Annotated in this window: 24 protein-coding genes; 14 read left to right on the forward strand and 10 right to left on the reverse strand. The window is 68.9% G+C overall.

Annotated elements, in window-relative coordinates; translation table 11 throughout:
- Nucleotides 1-67 precede the first annotated feature (67 nt).
- The 4 genes from ACFYYJ_RS40305 to ACFYYJ_RS40320 all read left to right on the forward strand — a co-directional run bounded on the left by ACFYYJ_RS40305 (nt 68) and on the right by ACFYYJ_RS40320 (nt 2,714).
- Nucleotides 68-613: a hypothetical protein gene (locus ACFYYJ_RS40305; protein ID WP_389139745.1), complete on the forward strand. Its 546-nt coding sequence runs from the start codon at nt 68-70 to the stop codon at nt 611-613.
- A 58-nt stretch (nt 614-671) separates the two neighbouring features.
- Nucleotides 672-959, forward strand: coding sequence for a hypothetical protein (locus ACFYYJ_RS40310; protein ID WP_389139747.1), 288 nt, complete (start codon nt 672-674; stop codon nt 957-959).
- Nucleotides 956-1,228: a hypothetical protein gene (locus tag ACFYYJ_RS40315; protein ID WP_389139749.1), complete on the forward strand. Its 273-nt coding sequence runs from the start codon at nt 956-958 to the stop codon at nt 1,226-1,228. Before ACFYYJ_RS40310 ends, ACFYYJ_RS40315 begins: the two co-directional genes overlap by 4 nt.
- A 958-nt stretch (nt 1,229-2,186) precedes the next feature.
- Nucleotides 2,187-2,714, forward strand: a complete 528-nt coding sequence (locus ACFYYJ_RS40320) for a hypothetical protein (RefSeq protein ID WP_389139751.1) — start codon at nt 2,187-2,189, stop codon at nt 2,712-2,714.
- Nucleotides 2,715-2,768: 54 nt separating this feature from the next.
- On the opposite strand, the gene ACFYYJ_RS40325 is transcribed toward ACFYYJ_RS40320, so the two are convergent.
- Complete coding sequence (locus ACFYYJ_RS40325; protein WP_389139753.1) at nt 2,769-3,434, reverse strand: hypothetical protein; 666 nt, start codon at nt 3,432-3,434, stop codon at nt 2,769-2,771.
- A 166-nt stretch (nt 3,435-3,600) separates the two neighbouring features.
- On the opposite strand from ACFYYJ_RS40325, the gene mobF reads away from it, so the two are divergent.
- The gene (mobF, locus tag ACFYYJ_RS40330; RefSeq protein WP_389139755.1) at nt 3,601-7,752 is read left to right on the forward strand and encodes a MobF family relaxase; all 4,152 of its coding nucleotides are present in this window, start codon (nt 3,601-3,603) and stop codon (nt 7,750-7,752) included.
- Nucleotides 7,753-8,140: 388 nt separating this feature from the next.
- Here mobF and ACFYYJ_RS40335 read toward each other — a convergent pair whose 3' ends face one another.
- The 4 genes from ACFYYJ_RS40335 to ACFYYJ_RS40350 all read right to left on the reverse strand — a co-directional run bounded on the left by ACFYYJ_RS40335 (nt 8,141) and on the right by ACFYYJ_RS40350 (nt 12,524).
- Nucleotides 8,141-8,365, reverse strand: coding sequence for a hypothetical protein (locus ACFYYJ_RS40335; protein ID WP_389139757.1), 225 nt, complete (start codon nt 8,363-8,365; stop codon nt 8,141-8,143).
- A gap of 1,109 nt (nt 8,366-9,474) precedes the next feature.
- Entirely contained in the window at nt 9,475-10,386 is a 912-nt protein-coding gene (locus ACFYYJ_RS40340) for a hypothetical protein (RefSeq protein ID WP_389139759.1), read from the reverse strand.
- Nucleotides 10,387-10,395: 9 nt separating this feature from the next.
- The gene (locus tag ACFYYJ_RS40345) at nt 10,396-10,638 is read right to left on the reverse strand and encodes a hypothetical protein (RefSeq protein WP_389139761.1); all 243 of its coding nucleotides are present in this window, start codon (nt 10,636-10,638) and stop codon (nt 10,396-10,398) included.
- Nucleotides 10,639-11,618: 980 nt separating this feature from the next.
- Entirely contained in the window at nt 11,619-12,524 is a 906-nt protein-coding gene (locus tag ACFYYJ_RS40350; RefSeq protein ID WP_389139816.1) for a Ku protein, read from the reverse strand.
- Nucleotides 12,525-12,585: 61 nt separating this feature from the next.
- Here ACFYYJ_RS40350 and ACFYYJ_RS40355 point away from each other — a divergent pair, with 61 nt between their 5' ends.
- Together ACFYYJ_RS40355 and ACFYYJ_RS40360 are read left to right on the forward strand one after the other, a co-directional pair.
- Nucleotides 12,586-13,800, forward strand: coding sequence for a tyrosine-type recombinase/integrase (locus ACFYYJ_RS40355; protein ID WP_389139763.1), 1,215 nt, complete (start codon nt 12,586-12,588; stop codon nt 13,798-13,800).
- A gap of 173 nt (nt 13,801-13,973) precedes the next feature.
- Entirely contained in the window at nt 13,974-16,238 is a 2,265-nt protein-coding gene (locus ACFYYJ_RS40360) for a tyrosine-type recombinase/integrase (RefSeq protein WP_389139766.1), read from the forward strand.
- Nucleotides 16,239-16,397: 159 nt separating this feature from the next.
- Here the strand turns inward: ACFYYJ_RS40360 and ACFYYJ_RS40365 are convergent, their stop codons facing one another.
- Nucleotides 16,398-16,805 (reverse strand): resolvase, encoded by a 408-nt coding sequence (locus ACFYYJ_RS40365; protein WP_389139768.1) that lies wholly within the window; start codon nt 16,803-16,805, stop codon nt 16,398-16,400.
- 158 nt (nt 16,806-16,963) lie between these two features.
- On the opposite strand from ACFYYJ_RS40365, the gene ACFYYJ_RS40370 reads away from it, so the two are divergent.
- Both ACFYYJ_RS40370 and ACFYYJ_RS40375 read left to right on the forward strand, forming a co-directional pair.
- Nucleotides 16,964-17,344 carry a hypothetical protein gene (locus tag ACFYYJ_RS40370; protein ID WP_389139770.1) on the forward strand — a complete coding sequence of 127 codons (381 nt, stop codon included), beginning with the start codon at nt 16,964-16,966 and terminating at the stop codon, nt 17,342-17,344.
- Nucleotides 17,345-17,408: 64 nt separating this feature from the next.
- Nucleotides 17,409-18,014 (forward strand): IS5 family transposase, encoded by a 606-nt coding sequence (locus ACFYYJ_RS40375; protein WP_389139772.1) that lies wholly within the window; start codon nt 17,409-17,411, stop codon nt 18,012-18,014.
- 6 nt (nt 18,015-18,020) lie between these two features.
- Here ACFYYJ_RS40375 and ACFYYJ_RS40380 read toward each other — a convergent pair whose 3' ends face one another.
- Entirely contained in the window at nt 18,021-18,458 is a 438-nt protein-coding gene (locus tag ACFYYJ_RS40380; RefSeq protein WP_389139774.1) for a CS1 type fimbrial major subunit, read from the reverse strand.
- Nucleotides 18,459-18,730: 272 nt separating this feature from the next.
- Here ACFYYJ_RS40380 and ACFYYJ_RS40385 point away from each other — a divergent pair, with 272 nt between their 5' ends.
- Nucleotides 18,731-19,402 carry a hypothetical protein gene (locus tag ACFYYJ_RS40385; RefSeq protein ID WP_389139776.1) on the forward strand — a complete coding sequence of 224 codons (672 nt, stop codon included), beginning with the start codon at nt 18,731-18,733 and terminating at the stop codon, nt 19,400-19,402.
- A 37-nt stretch (nt 19,403-19,439) separates the two neighbouring features.
- Here the strand turns inward: ACFYYJ_RS40385 and ACFYYJ_RS40390 are convergent, their stop codons facing one another.
- Entirely contained in the window at nt 19,440-20,366 is a 927-nt protein-coding gene (locus tag ACFYYJ_RS40390; protein WP_389139819.1) for an IS5 family transposase, read from the reverse strand.
- 274 nt (nt 20,367-20,640) lie between these two features.
- Between ACFYYJ_RS40390 and ACFYYJ_RS40395 the strand changes: the two genes are divergently transcribed.
- Nucleotides 20,641-21,000, forward strand: a complete 360-nt coding sequence (locus ACFYYJ_RS40395) for a hypothetical protein (RefSeq protein WP_389139778.1) — start codon at nt 20,641-20,643, stop codon at nt 20,998-21,000.
- A 4-nt stretch (nt 21,001-21,004) separates the two neighbouring features.
- Nucleotides 21,005-21,361: a DUF6233 domain-containing protein gene (locus ACFYYJ_RS40400; RefSeq protein WP_389139780.1), complete on the forward strand. Its 357-nt coding sequence runs from the start codon at nt 21,005-21,007 to the stop codon at nt 21,359-21,361.
- Nucleotides 21,362-21,410: 49 nt separating this feature from the next.
- Here ACFYYJ_RS40400 and ACFYYJ_RS40405 read toward each other — a convergent pair whose 3' ends face one another.
- Nucleotides 21,411-21,653, reverse strand: coding sequence for a hypothetical protein (locus ACFYYJ_RS40405; protein WP_389139782.1), 243 nt, complete (start codon nt 21,651-21,653; stop codon nt 21,411-21,413).
- Between the two features lie 125 nt (nt 21,654-21,778).
- Here ACFYYJ_RS40405 and ACFYYJ_RS40410 point away from each other — a divergent pair, with 125 nt between their 5' ends.
- Nucleotides 21,779-22,861 carry a hypothetical protein gene (locus ACFYYJ_RS40410; protein ID WP_389139784.1) on the forward strand — a complete coding sequence of 361 codons (1,083 nt, stop codon included), beginning with the start codon at nt 21,779-21,781 and terminating at the stop codon, nt 22,859-22,861.
- Between the two features lie 642 nt (nt 22,862-23,503).
- On the forward strand, nt 23,504-24,289 hold the full coding sequence (locus tag ACFYYJ_RS40415) for a recombinase family protein (RefSeq protein ID WP_389139786.1): 786 nt from the start codon (nt 23,504-23,506) through the stop codon (nt 24,287-24,289).
- Nucleotides 24,290-24,606: 317 nt separating this feature from the next.
- Here ACFYYJ_RS40415 and ACFYYJ_RS40420 read toward each other — a convergent pair whose 3' ends face one another.
- Entirely contained in the window at nt 24,607-25,542 is a 936-nt protein-coding gene (locus ACFYYJ_RS40420) for a hypothetical protein (RefSeq protein WP_389139788.1), read from the reverse strand.
- Nucleotides 25,543-25,592 lie beyond the last annotated feature (50 nt).

The following is a 25,592-nucleotide window of genomic DNA, read 5'->3' on the forward strand; positions in this document are numbered from 1 at the left end:
CGGGGCGACAGCATGAAGCCCGGGGCCGCCGTAATCGGCCCCGGGCTTCGCCATGAAGGGAACCACAATGAGCACCTCCACCAGCGACTCGCAGACCAGGGTCCGCCGGATCTACGACGGGCACGCCGGGCTGTATGCGCCCAGCGTCGTCACCGAGGCCGCGGCACTCCTGGACGCCTACCTCGCCACCGCCGACCAGCACGGCCTCGACCAGAAGGCCGCGGACTTCGACGGCTGGCTCGCCCTGGCCGCCGCCGAGGCGGTCTCCCGGAAGTACAGCCGCCCGACCGAACGCAACTCGGGCGAGCTGTACGAGCTGCTGAACTACCTGCGCACCGCGCTGGCCGCCGAGGGCCTGGAGGTGGTGACCACCCCCGTCCGCATGGGCGTCGGCATCGCCCCCGTGCCCGGCGGCCCCACCTGGGGCACGGCCGGGGGCCTGGCCGTCGCGCTCTACACGGACAGCAGCTGGGAGCTGATGCTCAACTCCGCACACACGACGTCCCACACGATCCACGCCCCGGCCACGGAGGCCGGCGCCGCCGAGGTCGCCCAGCTCGTTCACGGCGTGCTGCGCGGCGACGTCGCCGACCCGTTCAGGAAGAACCGGTGAGCCTCCACCGCGAGCCGTCCCGCGTAGGACACTCGAACCACCGACCGAAGGAGGGGCCGTGACCGCACAGCCTGAGCACCACGACGCCGTCCCGCCGATGCGCACGCTCGCCGAGCTGCGGGCCGCCCTGCGCGTCTGGGGCTTCCCGGCGGACCTCGCCACGTTCGAGCGGGAACTGTCGGAGGCGGACCTGGACGACCTCACCCGGGTCCGCGAGATCACCCAGGCATACCGGCACCGGGTGCTTCTGCGCTTCGACCCGCAGGCGATGGCCGCGCTCGGCCGCAGCACCGAGGACGTCACCGACGAGCTGCGGCGCAAGATGAACGAGGCGGGCGCCCGGTGACCCACGCGTTCCTCAGCGACGCCGCCGAGAAGATCCTGGCCGACCTCAGCCGGAGCGAGCAGGCCGCCGTCGAAACCGTCCGCCGCGCGCTGGAGGACGACCCCGACCCCGACCACGCCCGCGGACTCCCGGACGCCGACCCCCGCTCCGAGACGTACGTGATCGAGCTGCTGCCCGAGCAGACCGCCGGCCGCGGCATCAGCGTCGTCTACCGCTACAACCAGGACATGGACGCCGCGCTGATCCTGTGGCTCATCGCCGGACCCTGACCCACGACCACCGAAGCGACCCCCGGCAGGAATCTGCCGGGGGTCGCTTCATGCTCGGAGGTGGTCGGTCCGGGGCCGCCCGCTCGTTCAGCGTTCGGGCCCCGCCAGGCCGTCAAGGGCGCCTTCGGCGTCGCTGTGCGACGCGCGCTGCGCACCCTTGACTGCCCGCCGTGTCCCTGGTGCCTGTCTATCGGGCGGCCCCTCCGCTGTGGTGCCCGGCTGTCTAGTGGCGTTGCGCCCACCAGATGGTCCCCGCCACGACGGCGCTGCCGGCAGCGGTGGCGAGGCCACGGACGAAACTGTGCCCCGCCGTTCGTACGAGCCGTCGCCAGCCGCGCTGGCGACGAGGTCGGCGATTGTTGACGCCGTCGGTGTTACCCGTCGGACGTGAGATACGAATCTTGGGCCAGCGGGGTCGACTCGACTGCGCGCGAGCGGGCGCCGTAGGCTCGGTAGGAGTACTGATGGCTTTCTCCAGTCCATGACTTGCGCGGAGGCCGTTCGGGACTACGTGATGAGCGGCCCCCCGTTGGAGCGGGGGGCCGCACCCGTTTTCGCCTCCTGATGCATGCGGATGTTCGGAACTACGTGAGACGGCAACCTGTTGGAGCAGGGGTCTCCCAGAGTCGGCGAACAGGTCAACAACTCGCAGCGGGAGAGGCCGCTTTGCCGTCATGAAGAACCCTACGGAGAGCACCCCGGCCTCATACAGTGGCGAGAGATGTCGCGAGACATCGCTGACAGGACGACTCCCTGGAACTGAGAGGTAGGTCACATGCCTGCGCGTTGGAGCCCGGTAGACCCCTCTCGAAGCGAGCTTGAGGCCTTCGCGTCCGACCTGCGGAAACTCGGACGGGGCAAGGCCTCCGTCGCGTACATCGCGGATTCGGAACCACTGGTCTCTCGGGCCGCCCTCTACGCGGCCCTGTCCGGACGGAGACTCCCCACGCCGAAGACCGTGTCGACACTGCTGCGGTGGTGGATTCCCACGCCGCCAGTCCGTACCGGTGGAGGAGAACCTGCCTGGGAGTGGGTCTACGGCATCAAGGATTCCGAGACGGCAGCCGTCGCCTCCAACTGGATGGAGCGGCATTCAGCTCTGCTCGACCGACGGCAAGCATGGCCAGCGAACCGCAGAGCTCCCGTACCAATTGCCGTTCCTCCGGAACAGCAGCGCTTCATTAAGAAGCTCCGTGAGACGCTGGAAAAGTACGACATGTTGGACGGCGTCTGGGACTGGGACCACGACGAACAGGCGTACGCCACTCTCGTCAGCGCCCACAGCGTCCAGCGGTACCTGACGGGCAAAGCCATACCGACGGACGACACCATCAGCCGACGTCTCCTGTACTACGTCCCCGAAGCACAGGTGCGGAGCGTGCTGTTCGAGCTCGTGCGGTTGGCCCAGGAGGCGCGCAGAGCCCGAGTCCGCAGTCGCCGCATAGCCCGGGCATCCATACAGGGAACCGCGGCAGACAGCGATTGACTCCCTCTGTGGAGCCGGCCGGGCAAGGTCAGCGCGTGGGCGGCTTGGACGTGGTCAGTCGTAGTCGTGGCCGACGCCTGCGAGGTCGCGGTAGTGCGGGAACCGAGCACGGAGTTCAGCGACGTGATCCACGAGCTCTGATCTGTAGTCGAAGAACTCGCCGGCTACTCGTAGGTGGCCAAACTGCCAGTGCCGCTGCGTTTCCTCGTAGCTGCCACCGGGCTCCACCACCAGGAGTCTGGGACGCTCCCCGAAAGGGCGCAGGTCGCCGCTGCTGAACCTCTTACGAGCGTCAGCAGTGGTGCCGATCTTCAGTCGATCAGAGCGAGACGGCCAGGTGGTGTAGTAGACGATGCCGTCGCTGTGCAGGTGCTCGGCGGCAGGGTCGTACACCAATTGCCATGCTGGCACCTTAGGCCGCGTTTCAGGCGATTTGGCGGCTGGGGAGGCTTCCCGCTTCTTGGCCTTCACATGCTCGACGATCAGGTGTGCGGAGAGCTCGGCACGATGCCTGTCACACAGAGCGACGCCCACGGGGTAGTCAGTGGCAGCATTCAGACAGCCAAGGGACGTGCAGCTTGTGAGGGGATGGCTCACGGCTGGGAGCTTCTCGACTTGGTCGATGAGCCCCGCGTGGGCACGACATAGAGGAACTTCTAAGGGGTACACCGCGGCTGCGTTGAAGCAGCGAAGCGATGAGCACCGGGTGTAGGCGGCCATGCCGGGATATTAGGGGTCCCCACTGACACGATTCCATCTTCATGATCAAAAATGAGGTATGTACAAAGGGGGTTACCCTCGCGGGTAACCCCGGCCAAGGCCGGGGAACAGCAACAGCACAAGCGCACAAGGCGCGTAGGGAAGACGGGGTGCGCCGGTGGCGTGGGTGACGGATATCGGGGCGGACGAGCAGGTCGACTACCGGCTGAGCAGGCACGCCGGGTGCGGCGTGGTGGAGAGCACCGGCGCCCTCGTGGAGGCGGACCAGGCCGTCGAGGCCGACTCGCCGGATCCGGCTGTCAGTTACCGTCTGCGATCGGACGGGGTGCTCGTGTGGATGGGCTCCGGCCTGGACGCGGTCGGTCTCGCCGAGGGCCAGGTCCTCGACCACGAGGGCGAGGAAGCCGCCCGCCGGCTCATGAAGGGCTGCCACCCAAAGACCGGCGCCCGCCTCGCTGGATCGGCCACGTCGGTCCGCGCGCACGAGTCGGCGACCCTCACGGTCGCCCCGCTGCTGAAAGAGATCGAGCTGGCCGCAGCCGAGGCCGGGGTCGAGCCGGAAGCCCTGCTGGACGGAAAGCCGTACCAGCAAAAGAAGCTCGCCCAGCAGCAGCGAATGGTGAACTACAAGGGCGAGGCCCACCGCCTCCACGTCGGCACCCTCCACAAGCTGGCCCGCGCCGCTGGCCTCGACCTCGCCGACATCTACGCCGAGGCCGAGCTGACCCGGGCGCGGGAGAACAAGGACGAGCGGACCGACTCGCGGGTGCGCGGGTGGGACCTCGTCCTCGACTTGCCCAAGTCCGACAGCGTCCTCGCCGGGTTGATGGGCGAGCTGGACGACGCCGAGTATCGCCGCCTGGTCCACCAGGCGAAGACGGATACGTTCCGGCAGCTGGAGCGGTGGATCGGCTACGGGGTCGGCAGCCAGGACGGCAAGCCGGTCCGGCTGGCGACCGGCGGGCTGGTCGGCTGGTCCGTCGAGCACCGCTCCGCCCGCCCGATGGGCGACGGGGCGCCTGGCGATCCGCACCTGCACCTGCACGTCGTCATCGCGAACATGGCGCGCTGCCAGGACGGGAAGTGGCGCTCGATCGCCAACTCCGGCGCCGACCTCTACCGCCACGCCTCCGCGGCCGACGCCTACTTCAAGGCGCGGGTGCGGTCGCTGACGTACGAGCGGTTCGGCGTGCGCCGCACCCAGTCCGCCACCACCAGGTCGTGGGAGGTCGACGGAATCCCCGAGCCGGTCCGTGACGTCTTCTCCCGCCGCTCGGCGAAGGTGGTCGAGGAGCTCGGCGAGGACGCCACCCGCGAGGACCAGCAGCGCCTGGGCGCGCTGACCCGCCGAGCCAAGCACGCCGCCGACCCGGCCGGGATGCGGGCCTCCTGGCGCGAGCGGGCCGAGGCCGCCGGCGTCGAGGTGGACGCGATGGTCGCCGCCGCGGCCCCCGGCGGCCCGGGCCCGGACAGCGGTGGCGCAGGCCTCATCGGGCCGGGCGGTGGTCCGCGGATCCCGCCGCCCGCCGACATCGCCCGCGTGGTCTTCGATCCGGAGACCGGGGTGACCGCCAGCCAGAAGGCATTCAGCCGCGCCGAGCTCCTGGCCGCCGTCGCCAACGCTCTCCCGTACGGGCTCGGGGCGGAGCCGGCCGCGCTGGAGCGGCTGGCCGACGACGTGCTGCGCGTCGAGGGTTACGCGGTGGCCCTGCCCCACGTCGGCTCCACCGTCATGAGCAGCACCGACCGGTACACCACCGCCGACGTCCTGGCCGCCGAGGAGACCGCGATCGAGCAGGCCACCGCCCGCTACGGCGACGGCTCCGTCCGGCTGACCGGCGCCCAGGCCGAGGCCGCCATGAGCGTCTTCTCCGTGGCAGCCGGGTTCGAGCTGTCCGCCCAGCAGCGGCAGGTCGTCACGCGCCTGCTGACCGCCGGGCACGGCATCGAGGCCGTCGTTGGCGTGGCCGGCGCGGGCAAGAGCACGCTCATGGACGCGTGCCGGATCGGGTGGGACGCCACCGGCAAGACGTACGCGGGCGCGTGCCTGTCCGCCGTCGGCGCCAAAGGCCTTGAGGACGCCTCCGCGATCCCGTCGCGCACGGTCGCGTCCTGGCTGCAGCAGATCGAGAGCGGCCGGGGTCTGACCGGGGTCGACGTCCTGGTCCTGGACGAGGCGGTGATGACCGACGACCGCTCCGCCGCCAAGCTCCTCACCGAGGCCGCCCGCACCGGCACGAAGCTCGTCGCGATCGGCGACCCCAAGCAACTCCAGGCCGTGGGCGTGGGGGGCTGGTTCCGCGAGGTCCACCGCCTGGTGGACGGTGAGGTCCTCACCGAGAACCGGCGCCAGGAGCACGAGGCGGAGCGGGCCGCGCTGGAGGTGTGGCGGACCGGCGACCACCAGCGGGCGCTGGAGATGCTCGCCGCCGGCGGACGCGTCCACGCCGTCGCGACCGCCGACGAGGCGCGCTCCGAGATGCTGATGGCGTGGGACGAGCTGCGCCGGGTCTGGCCCGACGAGCAGGACCTGGTCGAGAACTTGGTGGTCCTCGCCGCCCGGAACATGGACGTCGACGCGCTCAACTCCGGCGCCCAGCAGATCCGGCGTGCCGCCGGCGAACTCGGCGCCGAGCAGACCTACGCCCTGCCGGGCGGGGGCTCCCTCAGCCTCGCCGAGGGCGACCTGGTCCGCGTCCGCGTCAACGACTACCGCAGCCGCCGCGGCGAAGGCCCCGACGTCCTCAACGGCTACCGGGCGGTGGTGACCGCGATCCGCGAGGACCGGCACGTCGAGATCAGCTGGCGGACCAAAGACCGGAACCCCGACGGCAGCATCCGGACCGAGTCGGCGTGGATGCGGCCGGACGACATCGGTGCCGGCGCCCTGTCCCTCGGCTACGCAATGACCGTGGCCGCCTCCCAGGGCCTGACCTGCCACACCAGCCTGCTGTACGGGCACGGGGCGAACGCGTTCGCCACCTACCCCGGCATCACCCGCGCCCGGCACGCCAACCACCTCTGGCTACCCCTGGAGGTCATCGAGGACCAGCGCACCCAGCAGGCACTCGGGGCCGCCCGCTCCGAGACCGAACAGCTGCACCGCGCGGTCTCCGCGTTCGCTCGCTTTCTGGGGCAGTCCCAGCCCGACGGCATGGTCTCCGACGAACTGCGGCCCGCCTCGGAGCCCGTGGCCGTGCCGCACCAGGTCGAGGCCGAGCAGGTCCGGGCCCGGCAGAGCGTCGAGGCCTCCCTCCAAGAAGCCCGGCGGGTGGTGTCCGCGCGGGCGGCCCGGATGAAGTCGACCTCCACCACCGGTTCGACCGAGGACTCCCGGCGTCGCCAGGCCGAGAAGCAGGCCCGCCTCCAGCAGCACCAAGAGCCGGTCCTCGGAGAGCCCCAGGAACCCGGCGAGCCGGACGTCCCGGACTGGAAGGTCCGGCCGTACGGCAGCCGTATCGACACGGCCCTCGCCGACGACATCGTCTACTTCCTCAAGCAGGTGGAGGCGTACGAGAAGAAGGCGGCCGAGGCCCGCGCGGCCCATCAGGTCCTCGCCGAGAGGATGGAGCGGGAGCGGGCCGCCGGAGCCAGCCGCGGCCAACAGTGGGCGCGCGAGGCCGGAGTCGTCCTCGACCGGGCCGTCGGACACCTGACGACGGCCGTCGAGGAAGCGGGGCTTGCCTGGGCTGCGGATGAACAGGCCAGGCATGCGCGCGAGAAGGTTCTCCCCGGCATCGCAAAGCAGCTGCTGTCCTCTCGGCTCGCGCTGCGGCTGGCCGGCAGCAGCCGGAAGGAGGTCAAGGAGCTGCACGAGGAATACCTGGGGAAAGCCATCGCAGGCGAGGACGAGAACGTCCGCGCACGGCGGGCCAGCGACGAGGCCCGCCTGGCCGCCTGGGAGGCGGTGAAGTCCAGCCCATACGCCGAGGCCCTCGGCGCGACCGGACATGCGCCGGCCCTGAACGACCTCGCGCAGCGGCTGGCCGACATGCGCCAGCAGCGGGTGCCGGAGCTGGCCCAGGCCAAGGACGCGCGCGACGAGCGGACGCTGGGCGAGCACCACGGCGTCGCCCAGGCCGCCATGCAGGAGGCCACGAACTGGCGTGGGCACGCGGCTCTGGCGCAGGCCGAGCAGCAGCGGCGCCGGATCCTTGCCGAGACGCGCCCCGACTTCCACAAGGCCGAAGGCGCGGCACGGGTCTTCCGCGCGCGTCTGGCCGAGGCCCAGCAACAGCAGCAGAAGCGGCAAGCACCGGCACGGGCCGCAGCCCCAGCGCAGACACCGCAGCAGAAGGGGCCCAGGGCACACCTCTGATCGGCGCAGGGGCGGTAAGCCGATGAGGGCTTACCCGCAGTGGTCCGTCAGCTGCGGGGTCCCTCCCCCAGCAGCCGGCGCTCCGACGAGGCACGGGCTGCCAACACCGGAGCGGGCGGGCGGAACTCGTCCGCCACGGCCCGCTCTGCAGCTGTCCCCCGCGGAACCATCAGCGACTCCTGGTCGGCGACGGCGGGGACAGGTCCATGCCCGAGGGGGCGACGCATCGTGCTCACCCTCGAAGTCTCGCATCACGGCTGACGGTACGTCGGGCAGGGGTTACTGGACTTACGGGTTCTCCTAGTAGTCCACATACGAGGTCTTGCTCCAGAAAGTGGCGGCCCCATGTCCCGGTCTCCCGACACATGGGGCCCCTCAGCCGACGAAATCAGCGCCGGATCTGGATGGTCACCTGGATACCGCCGAAGCCCAGCGCAGCCGCTCCGATGACAGCAACGGCCGTGGCAGCCTCCGTGTTGCCAACGGCGAACAGAACCACCGTTGCAACGGTGGCCGTCAGCGCAGTGACAGCAGTAAGCCACTTGAGCAGGGACGCTCGGAGCTGCGGACCTTGGGGACTGGCGGGGACTGGGGTACGGTCGATCGACGTCACTTGCCTTGTTCTCCTCACTGTGAAGCGGCAGCCCGACGTCAGACGAGAGGGAGATCCTCCGCGAGGCAGGCCCTAGGAAGCAGTCCTCGCAGCGGTCTCCCTTCGTCATTTCCGAAGGGCTCTCGATGGGCCAACACGATACGCGGGGCCGGTAGACCCAACGGGGTACGGTCACGCCAACTCCCCACGCGACACTCCGAACTGACCCACAGATTGCATGAATGTCACTCACCCGGAGTATGGGAAACAAGGCCTCTCGATCACCGCAGGTCAGAGGCGCATATCGACGTCATGCGTACTCGTTTCCTCAGCGTTCGCGCCCCAGGTCGTGTGGTGCACATCACTGACGACTTGCCGTCGAAATCCATGATCAGAGCCCGGCCGCCATCAGGCAGGGTCCGGATCCACACGCCGCTTTGAGGCGTTCGTACTGCTCAGGGCGTGGATGACCCTCCATCAGCGCCAGGTCTATGTGCCCCTGATCCAGTCCGGACTTCTTGCGCATGAACAACACCGCGGGCCTCGTCAGAGACGATGAGCTCCAGCTTCTCCATCGCCTTCTTGGACAGCGGCTCCGGCAATGCAGCATGCCGTTCATCACGGCCTTCTTCATGTACGCGGACGTTGTCGATCTCAGGCACCTCATGCGTCACCCCCTGAGGCTGGCCTCCACCCCCCTGGTTCTGATCGCACACGTTCTAGAAGGAGGTGCTGAGAACATGCCCTTCGGCACAACGGACAACGGTGTGCTCCATCGAGTCCCTTTCCCAAAAGCTTCCATGCTCGCAAATCGTGCTAATTAGAGCTAGAAGTAGACATGAAGTTCGTGGAGAACATGTAGCACTTGGGGTCAGCGACCTTCTCGACCTTCTCGTCGAGGTTGCGCTCCACGTACACCAGACCGATCTTCTCCCTTCCGGTCTGTGCCCTTCCCCAACTTCTAGGGGATGCAGATCTTCAAAAAACCATCGTTTTCTGCAGACTGGCCGACGGTGCTCACCAAGGCGCTCAGAGTCTGCAAGAACCCCTTCAGCAACCTCGACCGCGCTACCCGTCCGGGACAGACGTGGTGGGAGCGTCCAGTGGATCGGATGCTCCCACCACAGTTCTCAGAAGGCCGCAGAGATGCCCTTGACCAGTCCGGACAGCCATTGTCCGGGGCGGCGGGTCCGCGACGGTTTGGTGCGGGCCCGGGTGACGGGATCCGGTTCGGTGACCGGCTCGGCGACCTGAGGGTGCTTGGTGTCCGTGGGGCGGGTGTCCGGTGCGAGTACCAGCTGCGGCTCCGGCTCCGGCTCGTGGCGGGGTTTGGGCAGGGTGAGCACGGTGGCCAGGGTGGCCTTGGTGTGGTGGAGGTCCTCCTCGAGTGCGGTGAGTCGGTGGTGCATGTCGTGGTTGACGGTGCCGGTGCGGGAGGCCTCGATGCGGTCCCATGCCTGGAGCCAGCGCATGACCTCTGCCTCGTTGGTCACTCCGCAGGCGCAGACGAAGTGCGCGAGGAGCTCCCGGCGGCAGGGCCGGGTGCCGTTGAGGACCGCGCCGAGCGTGGTGCGCGGCAGGAGGGTGACGGTGCTGGAGCGGGGCGTGGCCCGCTTCTCCAGTTCGCGCAACGATGGGTTTCCGGCCCGAAGGCGCAGGTTCTGCATGGCGTGGAGCAGGTCGATGGGCTCGGAGATGTACTGGGGTGCCTTGGCCGGCGGCCGGGGTGGGGTCGGGTTGGTTTTGCCGGGGGCCGGGATGGAGGCGGCCTTGGTCCACAGGCGCCTCGCCTCGGTGATGTTGCCGCCGCAGGCCTTGGTGTAGGCCTCGACGACGCGCCATGCGGGGATGCTCGGCTGCTTCCCGACCATGCGGACCACCTCGGCCCGGTACAGGGTGCTGCGGGAGATGGACATGCCCATCCGCTCGGTTCGGCTCGCCACCTGGCTGACAGAGAGGCCCGAGGCCTGGCGCAGTGACAGCAGCCACTGCGCCAGACCCCGGGCGGTGTGCTCAGCCAGGGCGCTGGGTTCGCGCCCCATCGCGGTCTCTTAGGAGACCTGGCGGCGGGTGGTGAGCGTGTCGACCAGCCGGCGGATCAGCTCGATGCCGAGCAGGCCGCCGACGGCGAGGATGGTGATGACGGTGTCCACCGGCATCCCGTAGAAGGTGAGTGCGGCGGTGAGGAGGATGACGATGACCACGATGATCGTGGCGGGCACCGGAACCAGGGGTCCGGTGCTCGTCGTCGGAGCCTCCACACACGCGGCTGCGTGCGCGGTCTTCTTCTTCAACTGTTACTCCCGGGGATCGTTGCCACTCGACAGGCCCACGAGCTGACCGACGGCCTTGCAGGACCGAAGGTCGTAGACCTCCCCACAGCGTTCAGGACCCTCGTGTGCCCGTCTACGGGCGCCAGAGTCGTCGTTTCATGTTGTCCCACTGGAAGTTGAAACAGCGTCAGTGTTGAATTCGCAGGTCACCGCGATGGCGTCCGGGCCGCTGGCGACCCGTCGCTCCGCGGTGTCCCGGGTGCGGCTGCCAAGGGCTCTTGTCCCGGCACGCTGGAACCCTCAGGCTGCGATGCGTAGCCCGAAGCAGGTCGGGCCTCACGGAGGGGAGCACAGGCGATGCGTATCAATCGGTCAGGACCGCAGTCCCTCGCCCTGTTCCACGCCGGCCTCGGCCTGGTGAACACCCTGGCTCTCTCGTGGGATCCCTCTTCAGCCCTGGTGCGGGCCACTGCGCCCGTCTCCCGGACGGCTCCGGGAGACGCGTCCGGATGCCCACCGGCCAGGCATGGAACCCATGCCGGCCGTCCCAGGAGGCTGTCCCAGGCCTGGTCTTGGACCGTGCCGTAACAGGGATGTCTTCCAGCGCCATGTCCACATGTCTGCAGGTCAGGCATGTCCGGGACGTGGCCGACTGCGTCCGCCCCGATGGGGCGGATCTCTCGTACGCGGTCTCCCCGGGCCGTTGCCACTCGACACAACAGGGGAAACAGGTCGGTTCTCGTTGCAGCGAAACCGGCCCTCGGTGCGGCCTTCGGCCGCACCCTGAGCTTTGAAACACCGAAAGATCATGGGTAGAGGGGGAACTCTCCTCACCGGCCGTCGGCAAGGCTTCAGGCATCGGCCGAACGGGTGACTGGGCGTTTCACGTCCCGGTCGCCGCAGCCACCGTGAAACGCGGCCCCGCAGCAAGTCCGTCCGACCTCGATCGCGAAGCTGCTCGGTGCCTCCCCCAACACCATCTGCAAGTACGGGCCTGAGCTTCAGGCGCTTCGCCGCGGTTTCCCCTTCGCGGCCGTCTTCTTGGCGGCAGTCTTTCCGGCGGCCGCGCTGCCGGCCTTCTTCGAGGCCGTCTTCTTGTCCGGGAGCTGGTGGACGGTGCCGGGCTCGCTGCGGGTGGCCTTGGCGTCCTGGACGGACTTCTCCAGCATGGCCATGAGGTCGACGACTTCGGCCGGGGCCGGCGCCGAGCTCCCTACGGGCGCGGGCGTCGTCCCGGCGCTCTTGGCGGCGATGACCTCCTCCAGTGCATCTCTGTACTCGTCGCGCATCTCCTCGACGCTGCGGCCGGTGAGTGTCTCGGCGAGGCGGACGGCCGCGTCCACCTCGTCCTCGGAGACGGCTGTGTCCGGCACAGGGACCTGGGAGGCGGACCGGATCTCGTCGGGCCAGCGCAGCGAGTGGAGCACGATCACCTTGCCCTTGACCCGCAGCAGGCCCAGCCGCTCGCGGTCACGCATCGCGAACTTCGCCACGGCCACCTTCGAGGACCTCTCCAGGGCCTGGCGCAGGAGCTCGTAGGGCTTTGCTGCTATCTGCTCGCTCGCGGCCAGGTAGTAGGAGGCGCCGATCTGGATCGGGTCGATGCTCGCCGCCGGCACGAAGGAGACGATCTCGATCGCCTTCGCGGTGGGCAGCGGGAGGTTGTCCAGGTCCTCGTCAGTGACGGGGATCAGGGTGCCCGTCGCAGTCTCGTACCCCCGGACGATCTCGTCCTGGCGCAGCTGCCGGCCATCGAGCTCGCACACCTTGCGGTAGCGGACCCGGCCGCCGTCGGCGGTGTGGATCTGCCGGAAGCTGATGTCGTGCGACTCGGTGGCCGGCACCACCTTGATCGGGATGGTGGTGTTGACTGAACTAGTTCCCGAGTAACCGCAGGTCAGAAGCAGTTTCTGCTAGCTTCCGGCCATGCTTGAGACAGGTGATCCCTCTCGGGATCTGATCAGCTTCGTGTTACCCCAGACCGGTGCTCTGGTGGAGGTGGCGAACCCGGCCCAGCCGTACGTGCTGCTGGATGCCACGGGCGCGGTGGTGGAGCCGGTGTCCGCATTCTTCGCCGAGCTGCAGGCATGCTCGCGGCCGCCGTCGACGATCCGCTCGTACGGGATGGACCTGCTGCGGTGGTGGCGGTTCCTGAACGCCGTTGGGGTCCGGTGGCATCAAGCCACCCGGTTGGAGGCGCGGGACTTTGCCCGCTGGATGGCGATCGCGCCGAAGCCCGTCAGGGCGCACTGGCGCGGGCGGGCGGCCGGCCCCACGGCGCGGCCAGCCGCCAAGCCGTCGGCCGGAGTGCCGAACACCGTGACGGGGCGGGCGGGGCCAGGGCTGATGTACGCGGCGGCGACACGGGCGCACTGCGAGACCGTGTTGCGGTCGTTCTACGACTTCCACCTGGAAGCGTGCACCGGCCCGATCGTCAACCCGTTCCCCACGGGACGGGAGCGTCGCCGGCTTCCTTCGGCCGCTGGCGGGCCGGTCCGTACTTCACCTGGCGGCCGGTATCGGCCTTCGGTACCGGTAAAGGTCCCCCGGCGGATCCCGGACCAACGGTTCGACGAGTTGTTCGCGGCACTGCGTCACCACCGGGACCGGGCCCTGTTGGCCTTCTGGGTCTCTAACGGGGCCCGGGCGGAGGAATTGCTGACGTGCCGGCAGCGCGATGCCCTGCCGGGAGAGCAGCTGCTCGGGGTCGTGCGGAAAGGGACGCGGGCATATCAGCAGGTGCCGTCGGCGCCGGACGCGTTCGTGTGGCTGCGCCTGTACCAGGAGGAGGCGTGGCGGGCAGGGGTGCCACGGGGGCCGGGGCGCTGGCTGTGGTGGACGTTGCGCCCTCCGTTTCGGCCGTTGACCTACCACGCGGCGCGGGCGATGTTCGGCCGGGCCAACCGGTTGCTGGGATCGAACTGGACGTTGCACGACCTGCGCAAGACGGCCGCGTACCGGATGGCGCGGGACCCGAAGCTGGCGCTGACGGACGTGCAGTGGGTCCTGGGCCACGCGCACCTGAGTACCACCCAGATCTACCTGCCCGCGGGCCGCGAGGAGATCGTCGATGCGGTGCGCGCCCACCACGCGCGGCAGAGCCGCGAGGCCCGGGTGGTGGCGGTCCCGGCGGCCGGCTACCGGCCGGACTCGCTGGACGAGCTGTTCGGGAGGACCAGGTGAACGCGCGGGTCCGGGAGACCACCGGCGCTGCCGCAGCAGGCCCGGCCGTGCTAGCGCCGGCACCACGAGCGTCCGGAGGGCTGCTGGCGCAGGCCCGAGCTCGCTTCCCGGCCCGAACTGCCAGGCGGCGGTGGCCGATCACGGACGCGCCGGCCGACGAGGTGCTCGCAGTCTTGGAGCGGCCGCCCTTCCGCGCGGACACGGCCCACACCCGGTGGCACCGGCGGTCAGGCGCCCGCGCGGTCCTGGCCTGGCTGTCCGGCTTCGAGGGGGAGAGTTGGCAGGAGCGATGGGAGGCATCCCCGGCCGCTGCCTGCCCGCAGCGCTGGCGGCGGGAGGCCGAGGCGTGGGTGAGCATCCCGGCCGTGCGCGGGACCAACATTCAGGCTGGCCTGCTGATGCTGGCAGCCGCCGATGTGATCCGGCTGTCACTGTCGTGGCAGAGGGGCCTTAACAGCCCCCACGTGCGCACCTTCGTCGAGGAATGTCGCGACCCCGACGGCTTCGCCCGCCTGAAGGAGGTCGTCGGCGCCGAACGGTGGACGTCAGCGAGAGGGGGCCTGGCCCGCCGTGCGCTGACCCGGATCATGCTGGCCAAGGGCGGCGGCCTGGCGGACATCACCGTCGGCGACGCGCTCGAATACGACGCCGGACTACGGGTGAGCGCTCACGGCGTCGGCAGCGGTGGCACCCTCTACTATGCGTGGCTGCGCGAACTGGGGCATCTGCCGCCCGATGCTCCGACCACCTTGCGGTTCCTGGAGCAGGTGACTGGCCAGCTCACCTGCATCCAGCTCGTCGACCGCCACCCCGTCGCCTCCCCGGGGATCAGAGCGCTGCTCATCGACTACCTGGAGGAACGCCGCCCCCGCCTGGACTACTCCACCTTGGACAACCTCGCCCGGCACCTGACCAGGAACTTCTGGGCCGACATCGAACGACACCACCCCGGCATCGACACCCTGCGCCTGTCGGCCGACGTCGCCACCGCCTGGAAGGAACGCCTGCGTACCCGTGTCCAACGATGCCGCCGCCCGGACGGCTCCATCGAGGAGACGGTCGTGGAACGCGGCGACCGCACCATGATCTTCATCAACGTCCGTGCCCTCTACCTGGACATCGCCCGCTGGGCGATCGAGGAACCCGCACGCTGGGGTCCCTGGGTGGCGCCATGCCCGATCAAGGTGGCCGAGATCGCCAACCAAAAGCGAGTCACCCGGACCAAGGCCCGCATGGACCAACGCACCCGCGAACGCCTTCCGGTCCTGGAGGCGTTCGCCCGGGCCTCCGCCGACCACCACCGCCTACGCGCGGCCCACCTGGAGATCGTCCGCGCCACCCCGCCCGGCGAACGCTTCACCCTCGACGGCGCCCCCTACACCCGCGGGGCGAACAAGGCCGGCGCCGCTGCCCGTGACGCGGAAGGCCGCCTCGTGCACCTCGACCGTGCCGAGCACCGAGCCTTCTGGGCCTGGGCGACGGTCGAGTTCCTGCGTCACACCGGCGCCCGTGTGGAGGAGATGCTGGAGACCACCCACCACGCGATGGTGCAGTACCGGCTGCCCACCACCGGCGAGATCGTCCCCCTCCTGCAGATCGCCCCCTCCAAGACCGACGTCGAGCGCGTCCTGCTCGTCAGCCCCGAGCTCGCCGACGTCCTGGCCACGATCATCCGCCGGGTCCGCGACCCCAAGACCGGCCTCATTCCCCTCGTCACCCGCTACGACAGCGAAGAGCGCAGGTGGGACCCGCCCGCACCCCTGCTCTTCCAGTACAACCGCGCAGGCGAACCCTCCTCCATCAACTCCCAGACCATCCGCGAAATCCTCAAGGAGACCGTCGCCTTCATGCGGCTGACCGACGCCACCGGCCGCCCCCTGACCTTCACCCCGCAGGACTTCCGCCGGATGTTCATCACCGACGCCATCCGCACCGGCCTGCCACCCCACATCGCCCAAGTGATCGCCGGCCACGCCAACATCAACACCACCATGGGCTACAACGCCGTCTACCCCACCGAGACCATCGAAGCCCACCGCGCCTTCATCGCCCGCCGCCGCACCCTGCGCCCCGCCGAGGAGTACCGCACCCCGACCGACGCCGAGTGGGAGGACTTCCTCGGCCACTTCGAACGCCGCAAACTCTCCGTCGGTACCTGCGCCCGCGCCTACGGCACGGCCTGCATCCACGAGCACGCTTGTGTCCGCTGCTCCCTCCTGCGGCCGGATCCGGCACAGCGTGGCCGACTGGTGGAAATCCGCGACAACCTGCTGGACCGGATCGCCGAGGCCGAGCACGAGGGCTGGCTCGGCGAGATCGAAGGGCTCCGCGTCAGCCTCGCCGGAGCCGAGTCCAAGATCGTCCAGATCGATGCTGCGGCATCCGGCGGGCCGGTCCTGCTGGGACTCCCCACCCCGCGACCTGCCCAGCAGAGGTGATCAAGCCACGTCCAGGGAAGGACGGCCTCGGGGAACATCGGTACAGCGGTTATCGGCGAGAACGATCATGGTCCTGTCGGCGGGAGAGCGGCGACTGCTCTCGTACTCTCGGCGGGCCTTGCGCTGGGCGCCGTCGAGGGGCTGGCAGCGGGCGAGGAGCTAGCGGTGCACCGCGGGGGCGGCGGTGACGCGCAGGGTGTAGCCGTGGCCGCGTCGCACCGTCACTCGCTGGTCGAGAGCGGCGCGGTCGGCGGGCTCCAGCTCGGTGGTGTGGAGGAAGTCGGCGACTTTGCCGGGTATGTCGAGGGTGACCGGCAGCTCGGTGGCAGGGCGGTCTTCGTCGGCGGCGCTGTGCTCGGGAAGGAGATCGGCGACGGCGGTGCGGATGGCGCCGCGGCTGATGCCGTGGTCGTGGGCGAGGGCGGCGATGGGATGGCCCTCCAGGTACGCGATGCGGACGGTGCCGGTCTTGCGCGAGCAGAGGGAGCGGGAGGCCCAGGAAGAGGCCGACCAGGCGGGCGATGTCGGCGCCCACACGCAGACTCGGCCGGTCGGCTGCCCTGGCACCGCCGCTTCGGCTCGGCACCCTACCGGGCTGAACCAGCAGCACGGCCCGCCGTCGAACTCCATTGCCCGACCTGACCCTCCACCTGCTTTCAGGCATGCAGCCTGGGTCTACGGAGTGACCCGTAGCATCCAGTGGCTACCGTGATCGTTGACCGGTTATGACCAAACTGATCCATCGTGTTCTCTGCGGTGCTGCTGTAGCCGGATTCGCCTGTCTTGGTGGAGCCAGCACCGCTCACGCCGTGCCGATCGACAACGACAACAGCCTGTCCTCGACCTTCAGCGACGTCACAGAGAGCGTTGCTAAGGTGCCCGTCCTCGGTGTAGCGGGCCGGGTCCTCACCGATGTCGTGGGCAAGCCTTCCTGCGACGAGAGCGTCCTGGAGCGTTCCCTGGACGTGATCAGGAGCGCCTACAACCCGAAGCTGGCTGAGGACCTTGTTGAGAGCCAATGCAAGCTGCCCGCCAACTCCGACCCGTCCGACAGCGACGATACGCCCGAGCCGGGCGACACTCCGCCCGTCTTGATCTTGCCCTAGGGGCTTCGGCGAGACGGTCGAGGCTAGACGGCCACGATCGTTCTCGCCGATAACCGCTGTACCGATGTTCCCCGAGGCCGAAAGAGAGCTCGGTTCATCTTCAAGACCTGATCAACGCCTCGGCGACCGCCAGGCAACGCCTCCAACTGTGACTGAGTGCTCGACTTGGCGCGGGTCTGGCCAAGTCGAGCACTCAGTCCTGGGCCGGGTCAGCGGCGCGAGTCGGAGTGCCGATGGCCACTGTCGTCCGCTGTCCCTGCTGGTTACGGCTGGGCAGCGCGCCGACTGCACGCAGTTCGTACCAGTGCTTGAGAAGATTTGGGTTCCCCGTCAGGGAGTGGGCAGGCCCCGCAAGAGGCCGGACAGCGTTGCGGCCGACAGGGCCTACAGCAACGGGCTCTGTCGCCAGTACCTGCGGCGGCGCGGCATCCGGCATGCCATCCCGGAGAAGGTGGACAGCCAGGCCGCCCGCCTGCGTAAGGGATCACGCGGCGGACGGCCACCCGGCTTCGACCAGGGCCTGTACAAGAAGCGCAACACCGTCGAGCGGGCCATCAGCAAGCTGAAGAACCATCGGGCCGTCGCGACGCGCTACGACAAGCGAGGGTACGTCTTCCTCGGCACCGTCACCGTGGCCGCCCTCTTCATCTGGCTCCGGACCCGACCATGAAACTACCTACGGACCGGCGGTCTTCTGCGTCATCGCGATCGAGACCATTCCCTGGAAGCGATCGGCGACGTCGATAGCCCCAGGGGTCTTCTGTGCGATCTGCAGCGGCATCGACACGGAAGCGCCCGGGAGCGCACCGTCGAACAGGTCAGCCACCAAGAAGTCCGTCACAGCCAGGCCCACCTCCCGGCCGTTGAGGGACACGGACAGCGGCACACTCGGGGTGCCAGCCGCGTCGCCGATGAGCACCGGCTCGTTGATCAGGCGCACCTCGATGTCCTGGTCGATGTCGTTGCTGTAGATGCGCACCTGCTGTGACCACGGGATCAACCCGCGGCCCGGGGCGTGGTCCAGCTTGACCGCATCCAGCAGGGGACTGCCATCGGCCTGCAACAGCGCCAGGGTCGGATCAACATCCGCAAGAATCGTTACGTGTGTCTCCACGTGACTCTCCAGGTAGTGGGCCTTCGGTTGATCACCGGTCAGAGACCGGTATAGCGGATCTGATCAAGCTCCACTGGCTGTTCGATGAAGGGAACACCTTCGGGTGCGGCACTCTGCCTGCCTGAGAGCTGATCGGCCGGACAGCTCCTAGGCGGTGTCCCGGCGATCACTCGTCGCCACATGAACGCCGGTCCATCTCGATCAGTGTCGATCATTTCTGGCCAGACGCCGTGATACTCGTGCGGCCCTCACCCCTCGCTTGCCATGATCGCGTGGCACGTGACGCCGCGACGACGAAGGGCAATGCAATGAGTGACGCAACTGAGGTGATCGAGGAAACCGGCGGGCGGCTGTCCTGGTCGATCTCACCGGAAGAGGCCTCCGTTGAGCCCGGCCAGATGCTCCAGTTCCAGGTGGAGCGTGGGCCTGCGCAGGTGAAATGGCGTGTTGTCCCGGCGGATGGCTATGCGGGCGAGACCGGCTCTATCGACAGTGACACCGGCCTCTACACCGCACCCGAGGTGCTTGGGGAGACCGACGCTGAGTCGTCAGAGCGCGGCGCCAGTGTGGTGGTGGAGGCGCACGGGGCTGCGCCGGGCGACACGGCGCGAGCCGTCGTCAAGTTGGTGCCCGACAGCTCGCCGTGGGAGATCGTCCCTGCGAAAGTGACCATCGCAGCGGGAGAGGAGTACGGGTTCGCCCAGAAGCCCGTACTTGACGGTGTGGAGTGGTCCGTTACGGCGGCCCCGGGCTACGGCGGCGAGGTCGGCTTCATCGACTCCCACGGCTTCTATCGTGCACCCGGGTTCGTCGGGGAGGCCGAATCCGATGCTTCGGGGCCCGGAGCCAGTGTGGTGGTGGAAGCGCAGGTCGCGGCCAGGGGTAAGCGGGTGAGGGCCCTCGTGCACCTCGTCCAGGAGCACGGGACCTCCGAAGGCGAGTAGGCGCAGGGTGCTGGGCGCTGGTTCCGCGCCGGCTCTTTCACGTGCGCAGCCAGATGGCCCACGCTGCAGCGGTGACCGTGCCGAGGAAAACGTAGGCACGCTTGTCGTATCTGGTCGCGGCAGCACGGAAGTTCTTCAAGCGATTGATTGCCCGCTCGACGGTGTTGCGCTTCTTGTACCGCTCCTCGTCGAAGCCTGGTGGCCGCCCGCCCCGCGCCCCCTTGCGCAGGCGGGCGGCTCGACTGTCGGTCTTCTCCGGTATCGCGTGCCGGATACCGCGCCTGCGTAGGTAGGCACGACACAGGCCGTTGCTGTACGCCTTGTCGGCCGCCACGCTGTCGGGTTTCTTCTTGGGCCTGCCCGGCCCGGGGCGGGGGACGCGGATTTTCTCCAGAACCGCCTCGAACTGGGTGCAATCCGCGCGTTGCCCTGGCGTCACAATCAGGGACAGTGGGCGGCAGCGGCCGTCCGCGCTCAGATGAACCTTGGTGGTGAGCCCGCCGCGCGAACGCCCTAGGCTCTCACCACCCGTACCGCCCCCGCCAGGCGGACGGTACAGCACCATCACCGCGTCTCGCTCTGGCGTTCTGCCACCCCGTCCCCCGGAAACGACGGGCGGCGGATCGGAACGGGCGCCGGCCGCGTGCTGGTGGGCCCGCACCACGGTGGAGTCGACCGAGATATCCCAGTCGATGCCGCCCGTGGCGTCCGCCTCTGCCTGGACCCGCTGGAGCAGACGCTCCCAGGTTCCGTCGGCTGACCAGCGCCGATGGCGCTCGTAGACCGTTTTCCACGGCCCGAATCGCCCAGGGAGATCACGCCAGTGCACCCCGGTCCGCACCCGGTACAAGATCCCGTCAATGACCTGCCTGTGGTCACGCCATCGGCCACAACGTCCATTGCTCACCGGTAGGAACGGACGCGACCGCTCCCACTCGGCATCCGTGAGATCACCCCGTCCCATACCCAGGCTAACGATCACAACTATCGACAGTCACATGATCGTCAGGACACTGCCTAGTTCAGAGAAGTGACCAGGCCGAACGAGATCGCACCGGACCAGATGGGACGCACTCGGACCTCCACGTCGCGGGCCCCTGGATCCAGCGTCGCACCGCTCCTCGTCTGCCGCGGTACGCGGGAGTCCGTAGGGGGCTAGGGCTGCAGACGGAGCCGTGCGGGGGACCGAGCGGAGTGGCGCGTTCCGATCTAAAATCGAACAGGTTTACGATTGAGTGGTGACCTCATCCGAAGCCTTCCCCGACGATCTCCTGAAGCTCCAGGAGGAGCTGCACCGTGCCTACGCCGAGCACCGCGCCTACCTGGCCGGGCTGCCGTGGAGCGTGGAGCCCATAAAGGGGTGGGTGCGCGGGGAGCGCTTCTCCCACCGCGGAGACGTCCCCGACAGCCCCGGCTGGTCGGAGGAGGAGAAGGAGACCGTCGACCGGATGTGGGCCGAGATCTGCGGGCTGGCGATCGCGGTCGTCGACCACCCCCACTGGGCGACCGTGGCGCGGGAAGACGTCGTGTCCGCGCGCATGAAGCTGAAGAAGCAGGCCCGCCCCGCGGAGGATCCCGTCGAGACCGAGGCGGCGTAGACACGTGTCCGGTTCCGACCCCCTCCTGCCCCTGCCGCCCGCGCTGGAGCAGCTGCTGGTCATACGCCGCTGGCTGGAGCTGACCCTGGCCCGCGTGGACGAGAGGATCACCGCCGTCCGCGCGGCCGACGCCGAGCAGGCCCGGCGCCGGCCCGCGCCGGAGCCGCCGCAGTGGTGGATCGAGTACGGCATCGGCGTACGCCACACCCCGGAACGGGTCCACACCGGCGACTGCCCGATGAGCAGCCGCGGCCGCCCGGCGACCGCGCAGAGCGTCCGGGAGATCCTGCTGACGGTCCCTGACGTGGTGGCGTGCCCGCTGTGCCGGCCCGACAGCGAACTGGGCCTTCTCGATACCTGAACGGCCTGGCGCCTCCCTGGAGGCGCCAGGCCGTTCACGACGTCCATGCTCACCGAGGGGACACGGTCGAAGCCGGGGTCGTCGTGGGCGAGGCAGGGGCCGCCTGTCCGAAGCCGGGTGTGAGCAGCAGAGCGAGGAGCGTCGCAACGGTGGCCCCCGAGGCGATCGACGCCACCAGGTCCCCGCGGCCGGCGGCGCCGTGCGCCCGGGCGGTGTACTTGAAGACCGAGTAGCCGACGGCGTGGCCCACGACGATGAGCAGGGCCGCCAGCGGCGCGATCTGGATGGTCACGACGTTCTCCTTCTTCGTCCGCCCGAACTGGCGGGCCGTGTGTGCCGAGCGGCACGACGTCATGTCACCAGCAGGTCTATGGAAGGGGCGATCCCGGAAGTTCGCGAGGTTCTACGCTCGGCCGTATGGCGAGGACCACGAGCGCGGCGATGCGCGAGCTGATGCGGCTGTCTGGGGCGTCCCAGACGCAGATCGAGCGGTGGCAGAAGCGGGGCTTCCTGCCTCGGTTCCCCCGTGCTTACGCCGGCGGTGGTAGCAGCGAATCGGAGCTCAGCGAAGAGATCGTCGAGCGGGCCCGGTTGCTCATCGATCACGCGCGGCAGGGCAGCTTGACGATGGGCCCGATCTCGTTGATTGCCACGCTGTCCGAACCGGATGTAGCTCTTCTTCGCGAAGCTGTCATCGAGAACCTGGCAGTGGGGCGCCGGCGTCTGGGCATGGACGTGCGGGCCGATTCACCGAAAGAAGCCGCGATGGCCCGGCTGGGCGCCGCTGAACGGAAAGCCCGGCGGTCGAGGCGCACCTGGAACCTCGAGGACGTCGAGACGGGTCCGGTTCGAGAAGAGTCGCGGTACTCGCCTGAAACCGTGGCCTTGTTCTACCGGGACTCGGACGATGAGATCGACACAGACGACCTGGAGGTCGTGGTCGACGGCATGGTGGAGCTTCTGAAAGAGAACGTGTCCCGCCTGAGCGGCGTCCCGGTCGGCGTCCTGCCGCCAGACCTTGAGGCGAACATCAGAGCCGACGCCCGCCGACGGCTGCTTGCCGCGCCAACGTTCCGCGACCAGTGTGAGCTCGTTCGATCCACGACTGAAAGTCTGTTGCTCCGGGCATGCCGCCTTGTTCCGCAGGTCCGGCGCCTTCAGGTTGCCGCCGTGGAGTCCGCGAGGTTGGCCCACGCGCTGCATACCGGCGCCCTGACGGCGGAGAGGCTCGGTACGTGGCATGACTTCGCCATGCCAGTCGCCAATATCCAGCGGATGCAGGCGCACCCGATGTGGACGCGCTGGGGAAGCCCGGTGCTCTCCGCCGGAGCGGTGAGCGACAGCGGCGACGGCCCCCGCATCGTGGTTTGCCTGGAAGAGCCGAGCCTGCTGGACGAACTGGAGCTGTTCGTTGACTTCCTGGCCTCTCTGATCCCGGTGCAGGCTCTTCACCGGCTGGCATTCCACCGACCTGAACCTGGAGGCCAGACGGTGAAGTGAGGACCCCAGGCGCTTCGCGGACTGGTATTCGCAGCTTCAAGACCCAGCTCCCTGGGCATGGGATGAGGTCCTAGGGTCGGTTGACTCAGGTGAAGGGGAGAGGTGCCACGTGGCGTCGAGGCAGGAGAAGGAAGAGGAGTACGGGCCCGGGAGCCCGGACTACGGGCTGTCGTACGAGCCCGACCCGCAGGCGCAACCTGGGGAGGAGTACGGACTCGGGAGTCCTGACTACGGCTTGTCCTACGGACCTGATCCATGGGCGGATCCGGAGCCGCGCAACGTTTCGGAGGCGGCCTCCGCGTACGACGAATCCGAGTCGATGTGGGAAGCGATGTTCCGGGACGGCCATATCACTCGGGAGCAGTTCCAGAACAGAAGGCGCGGCGGGGGCCACTGCTGAACTGGCAGGTCCTGGCGGCTTGCCACCCGTTTCATATGTGGTCCCTTATGAAACACCCGGACCCAACAGGTCTACGCTGGGCGTTTCTTGTTTCATGGGTCGTTTCAAAGTGCTGGACTCTTGAAACGCACAAATGAAACACTGGCGAGGTGAGTGACTTTCAGCGCGTTGAGGCGCATGCCTGTCCCATGTCCACCTGCGCCGCCCCGGCGGGTTCTCCTTGCCGCACGACCAAGGGAAGGGTGGCGATCCAGTACCACACGGCCCGTTTCCGGCTAGTGCCTGCGCTCGCCAAGACCCTGAACGTCCCGACCCCCGCCGTGCGGAAGCCCGGAGCGGCCTGGGTGGAGCTCCCCCGCCCGGCCGCCGCCGGCACCGAGCCGGTCGGACACATCCGTATCGGCTACGCCCGGGCCTCCACCGCACGCCAGTCCCTGGACACGCAGCTCGACTCCTTCGCCGCCGAGGGTGTCACCCGTGTGTTCTCCGAGAAGATCTCCACCCGCGTCGCCCAGAGGCCCGAACTGGAGAAGGCCGTCGCCCTCGCCCGCGAACTGCGCACCTCCGGAGCCCGGGTCACCCTCGTCGTCCACGAGCACAAACGGCTCGGACGTGGCATCGAGCTGGTCACGCTTGCTCAGGACCTCAAGGCCGCCGACGTCGGCCTCCAGTTCCTCACGGGAGAGCTCCAGGGCTCCCACGACCCCTCAGGCGTCGTCTTCAACGTGCTGGCCGCGCTGTCCGGCATGGAGCGCGAGTACATCCGCGACCGCACTCTGGAGGGCCACGAGTCCGCCCGCAACCGCGGCAAGACCATCGGCGGGCCCACGGTGACCAACTCCGACATGCTTGCCATGGCCCTCCAACTGCGGGCCGAGGGAGTGAGCCTGCGCGACATGTCGGCCCGGCTCGTCATCACCAGCGGCACGAAGAAGGGGCAGCACCCTTCGCCGCCCACCATCATGCGGATGCTCCGTGAGCACGACGACAAGGTGAAGGCGGCCGCGCTCGCCGACGAGACCGCCTGACTGACGCAGGCAGCAGTCAGCCCCTATTGGATCCAATGGGACCAACAGGGGCTGACCTGTATTCATGTCTGCTGCAGGTGGCGCGGGATCAGGCGCGGGCGCCAGTACCGAGAGCCCGGCGGGTTGTTGAGACAGCGGCCCGGGGCGGGACAGCCGACGCGGTCCCCTCGGTCGCCCGCTCGGCGGCTGTGCGGCCGCGTACGGCGCGCTGCTCCTGGTCGTCAACGATGGGGGCTGGTCCGTGTCCGAGCGGGCGGCGCATGGTGCTCACCGGGGAAGTCTCGCAGTCGACGCCGCCGCCCCTGGCGGCGGCCAAGTCACCGGAAGGATCGGGCCCAGGGGTTGCCCTCGGATGGCTGCGGCGGAGTGTCTGGGGCGCAGGTGGTGGAGCAGAACTGCGGAGGGACGTTCCAGCCGGGCCAGTGTCGGGACAGAGTGCGGCCGCACGTGGTGCAGGAGTCCCCAGCAGCCTTTCGGAGCCTTGCAGCTTCGGCCTTTGCTTCCTTCTCCAGGCGTAGCCGTTCACGGTCCATGCCGTGGCGTACGGCCATGGCGACGTCGGCGTCCCAGTACACGTCATCGATCAGGTTCGGGTCCTGGAAGCAGGCCTCGACCATGACGTCCAGGGTCTCCGAGACGGCAGCGCGAGCCACGGCGGCACGGACGAGCAAGGTGCCCTCCAACCCTGTGGTCGCGTTGCCCGGATCGTTGGAGTGCGTCTCGTGCTGGGCGTACCCCCAGGCCCTCGCCATCCTCACCAACTCCTCTGTCGAGCGCTCGGCCAGATGAGCAGTGCAGAACGGGATGTCGAACTCCTCCACTGGGTGATGGTGGCACCGAGGAGTCCGGCAGAGCTCGTAGACCATCTCCTGCGTGAGCACCAGGTTGAAGCGGCGCCCCTCACACCTCACGACCGCGCCCTCCAGGCGGCTGTGGGACTCGACCAGCAGCTCGGCGTCCATCGCGGACTGCGACAACGCCCCGGCGAGCGCCAACACGGTGCCGTAGGGGACAGGGCCGCCCATCAGCTCGGAGTCGAACATCTGCGGACCGCGGACGTCGTAATCGGGGTGGTAGTCCCAGTCCACGACGACCAAGGGCGACGTCGAGCACTCGGCCAGCAGGTCACGGAGGGCGAAGGTGCTGAGCGGCTCGCCACCAGCGGCCTGGCGCAGGAGGGCGGTGAACTTCCCGCCGCCTTGCTGCTGGGCTTCACGGGCGCGCTGGGCGGCGGTGCTCTGGCTGCGAGGCATCAGTGTCTCCGGATCCGGCGGGTACACCCACGCTGCCCGCCGACGGGAGG

It is taken from the genome of Streptomyces sp. NPDC002467 (genome assembly GCF_042889825.1).
Classification (GTDB): domain Bacteria; phylum Actinomycetota; class Actinomycetes; order Streptomycetales; family Streptomycetaceae; genus Streptomyces.

Coding starts and splice junctions, on each gene's coding strand:
- ACFYYJ_RS40370 (WP_389139770.1), top strand. CDS start 16,964: ATGACCAAACTGATCCATCGTGTTCTCTGCGGTGCTGCTGTAGCCGGA.
- ACFYYJ_RS40375 (WP_389139772.1), top strand. CDS start 17,409: ATGTTCCCCGAGGCCGAAAGAGAGCTCGGTTCATCTTCAAGACCTGAT.
- ACFYYJ_RS40305 (WP_389139745.1), top strand. CDS start 68: ATGAGCACCTCCACCAGCGACTCGCAGACCAGGGTCCGCCGGATCTAC.
- ACFYYJ_RS40325 (WP_389139753.1), bottom strand. CDS start 3,434: ATGGCCGCCTACACCCGGTGCTCATCGCTTCGCTGCTTCAACGCAGCC.
- ACFYYJ_RS40420 (WP_389139788.1), bottom strand. CDS start 25,542: ATGCCTCGCAGCCAGAGCACCGCCGCCCAGCGCGCCCGTGAAGCCCAG.
- ACFYYJ_RS40410 (WP_389139784.1), top strand. CDS start 21,779: ATGGCGAGGACCACGAGCGCGGCGATGCGCGAGCTGATGCGGCTGTCT.
- ACFYYJ_RS40390 (WP_389139819.1), bottom strand. CDS start 20,366: ATGGGACGGGGTGATCTCACGGATGCCGAGTGGGAGCGGTCGCGTCCG.
- ACFYYJ_RS40340 (WP_389139759.1), bottom strand. CDS start 10,386: ATGGGGCGCGAACCCAGCGCCCTGGCTGAGCACACCGCCCGGGGTCTG.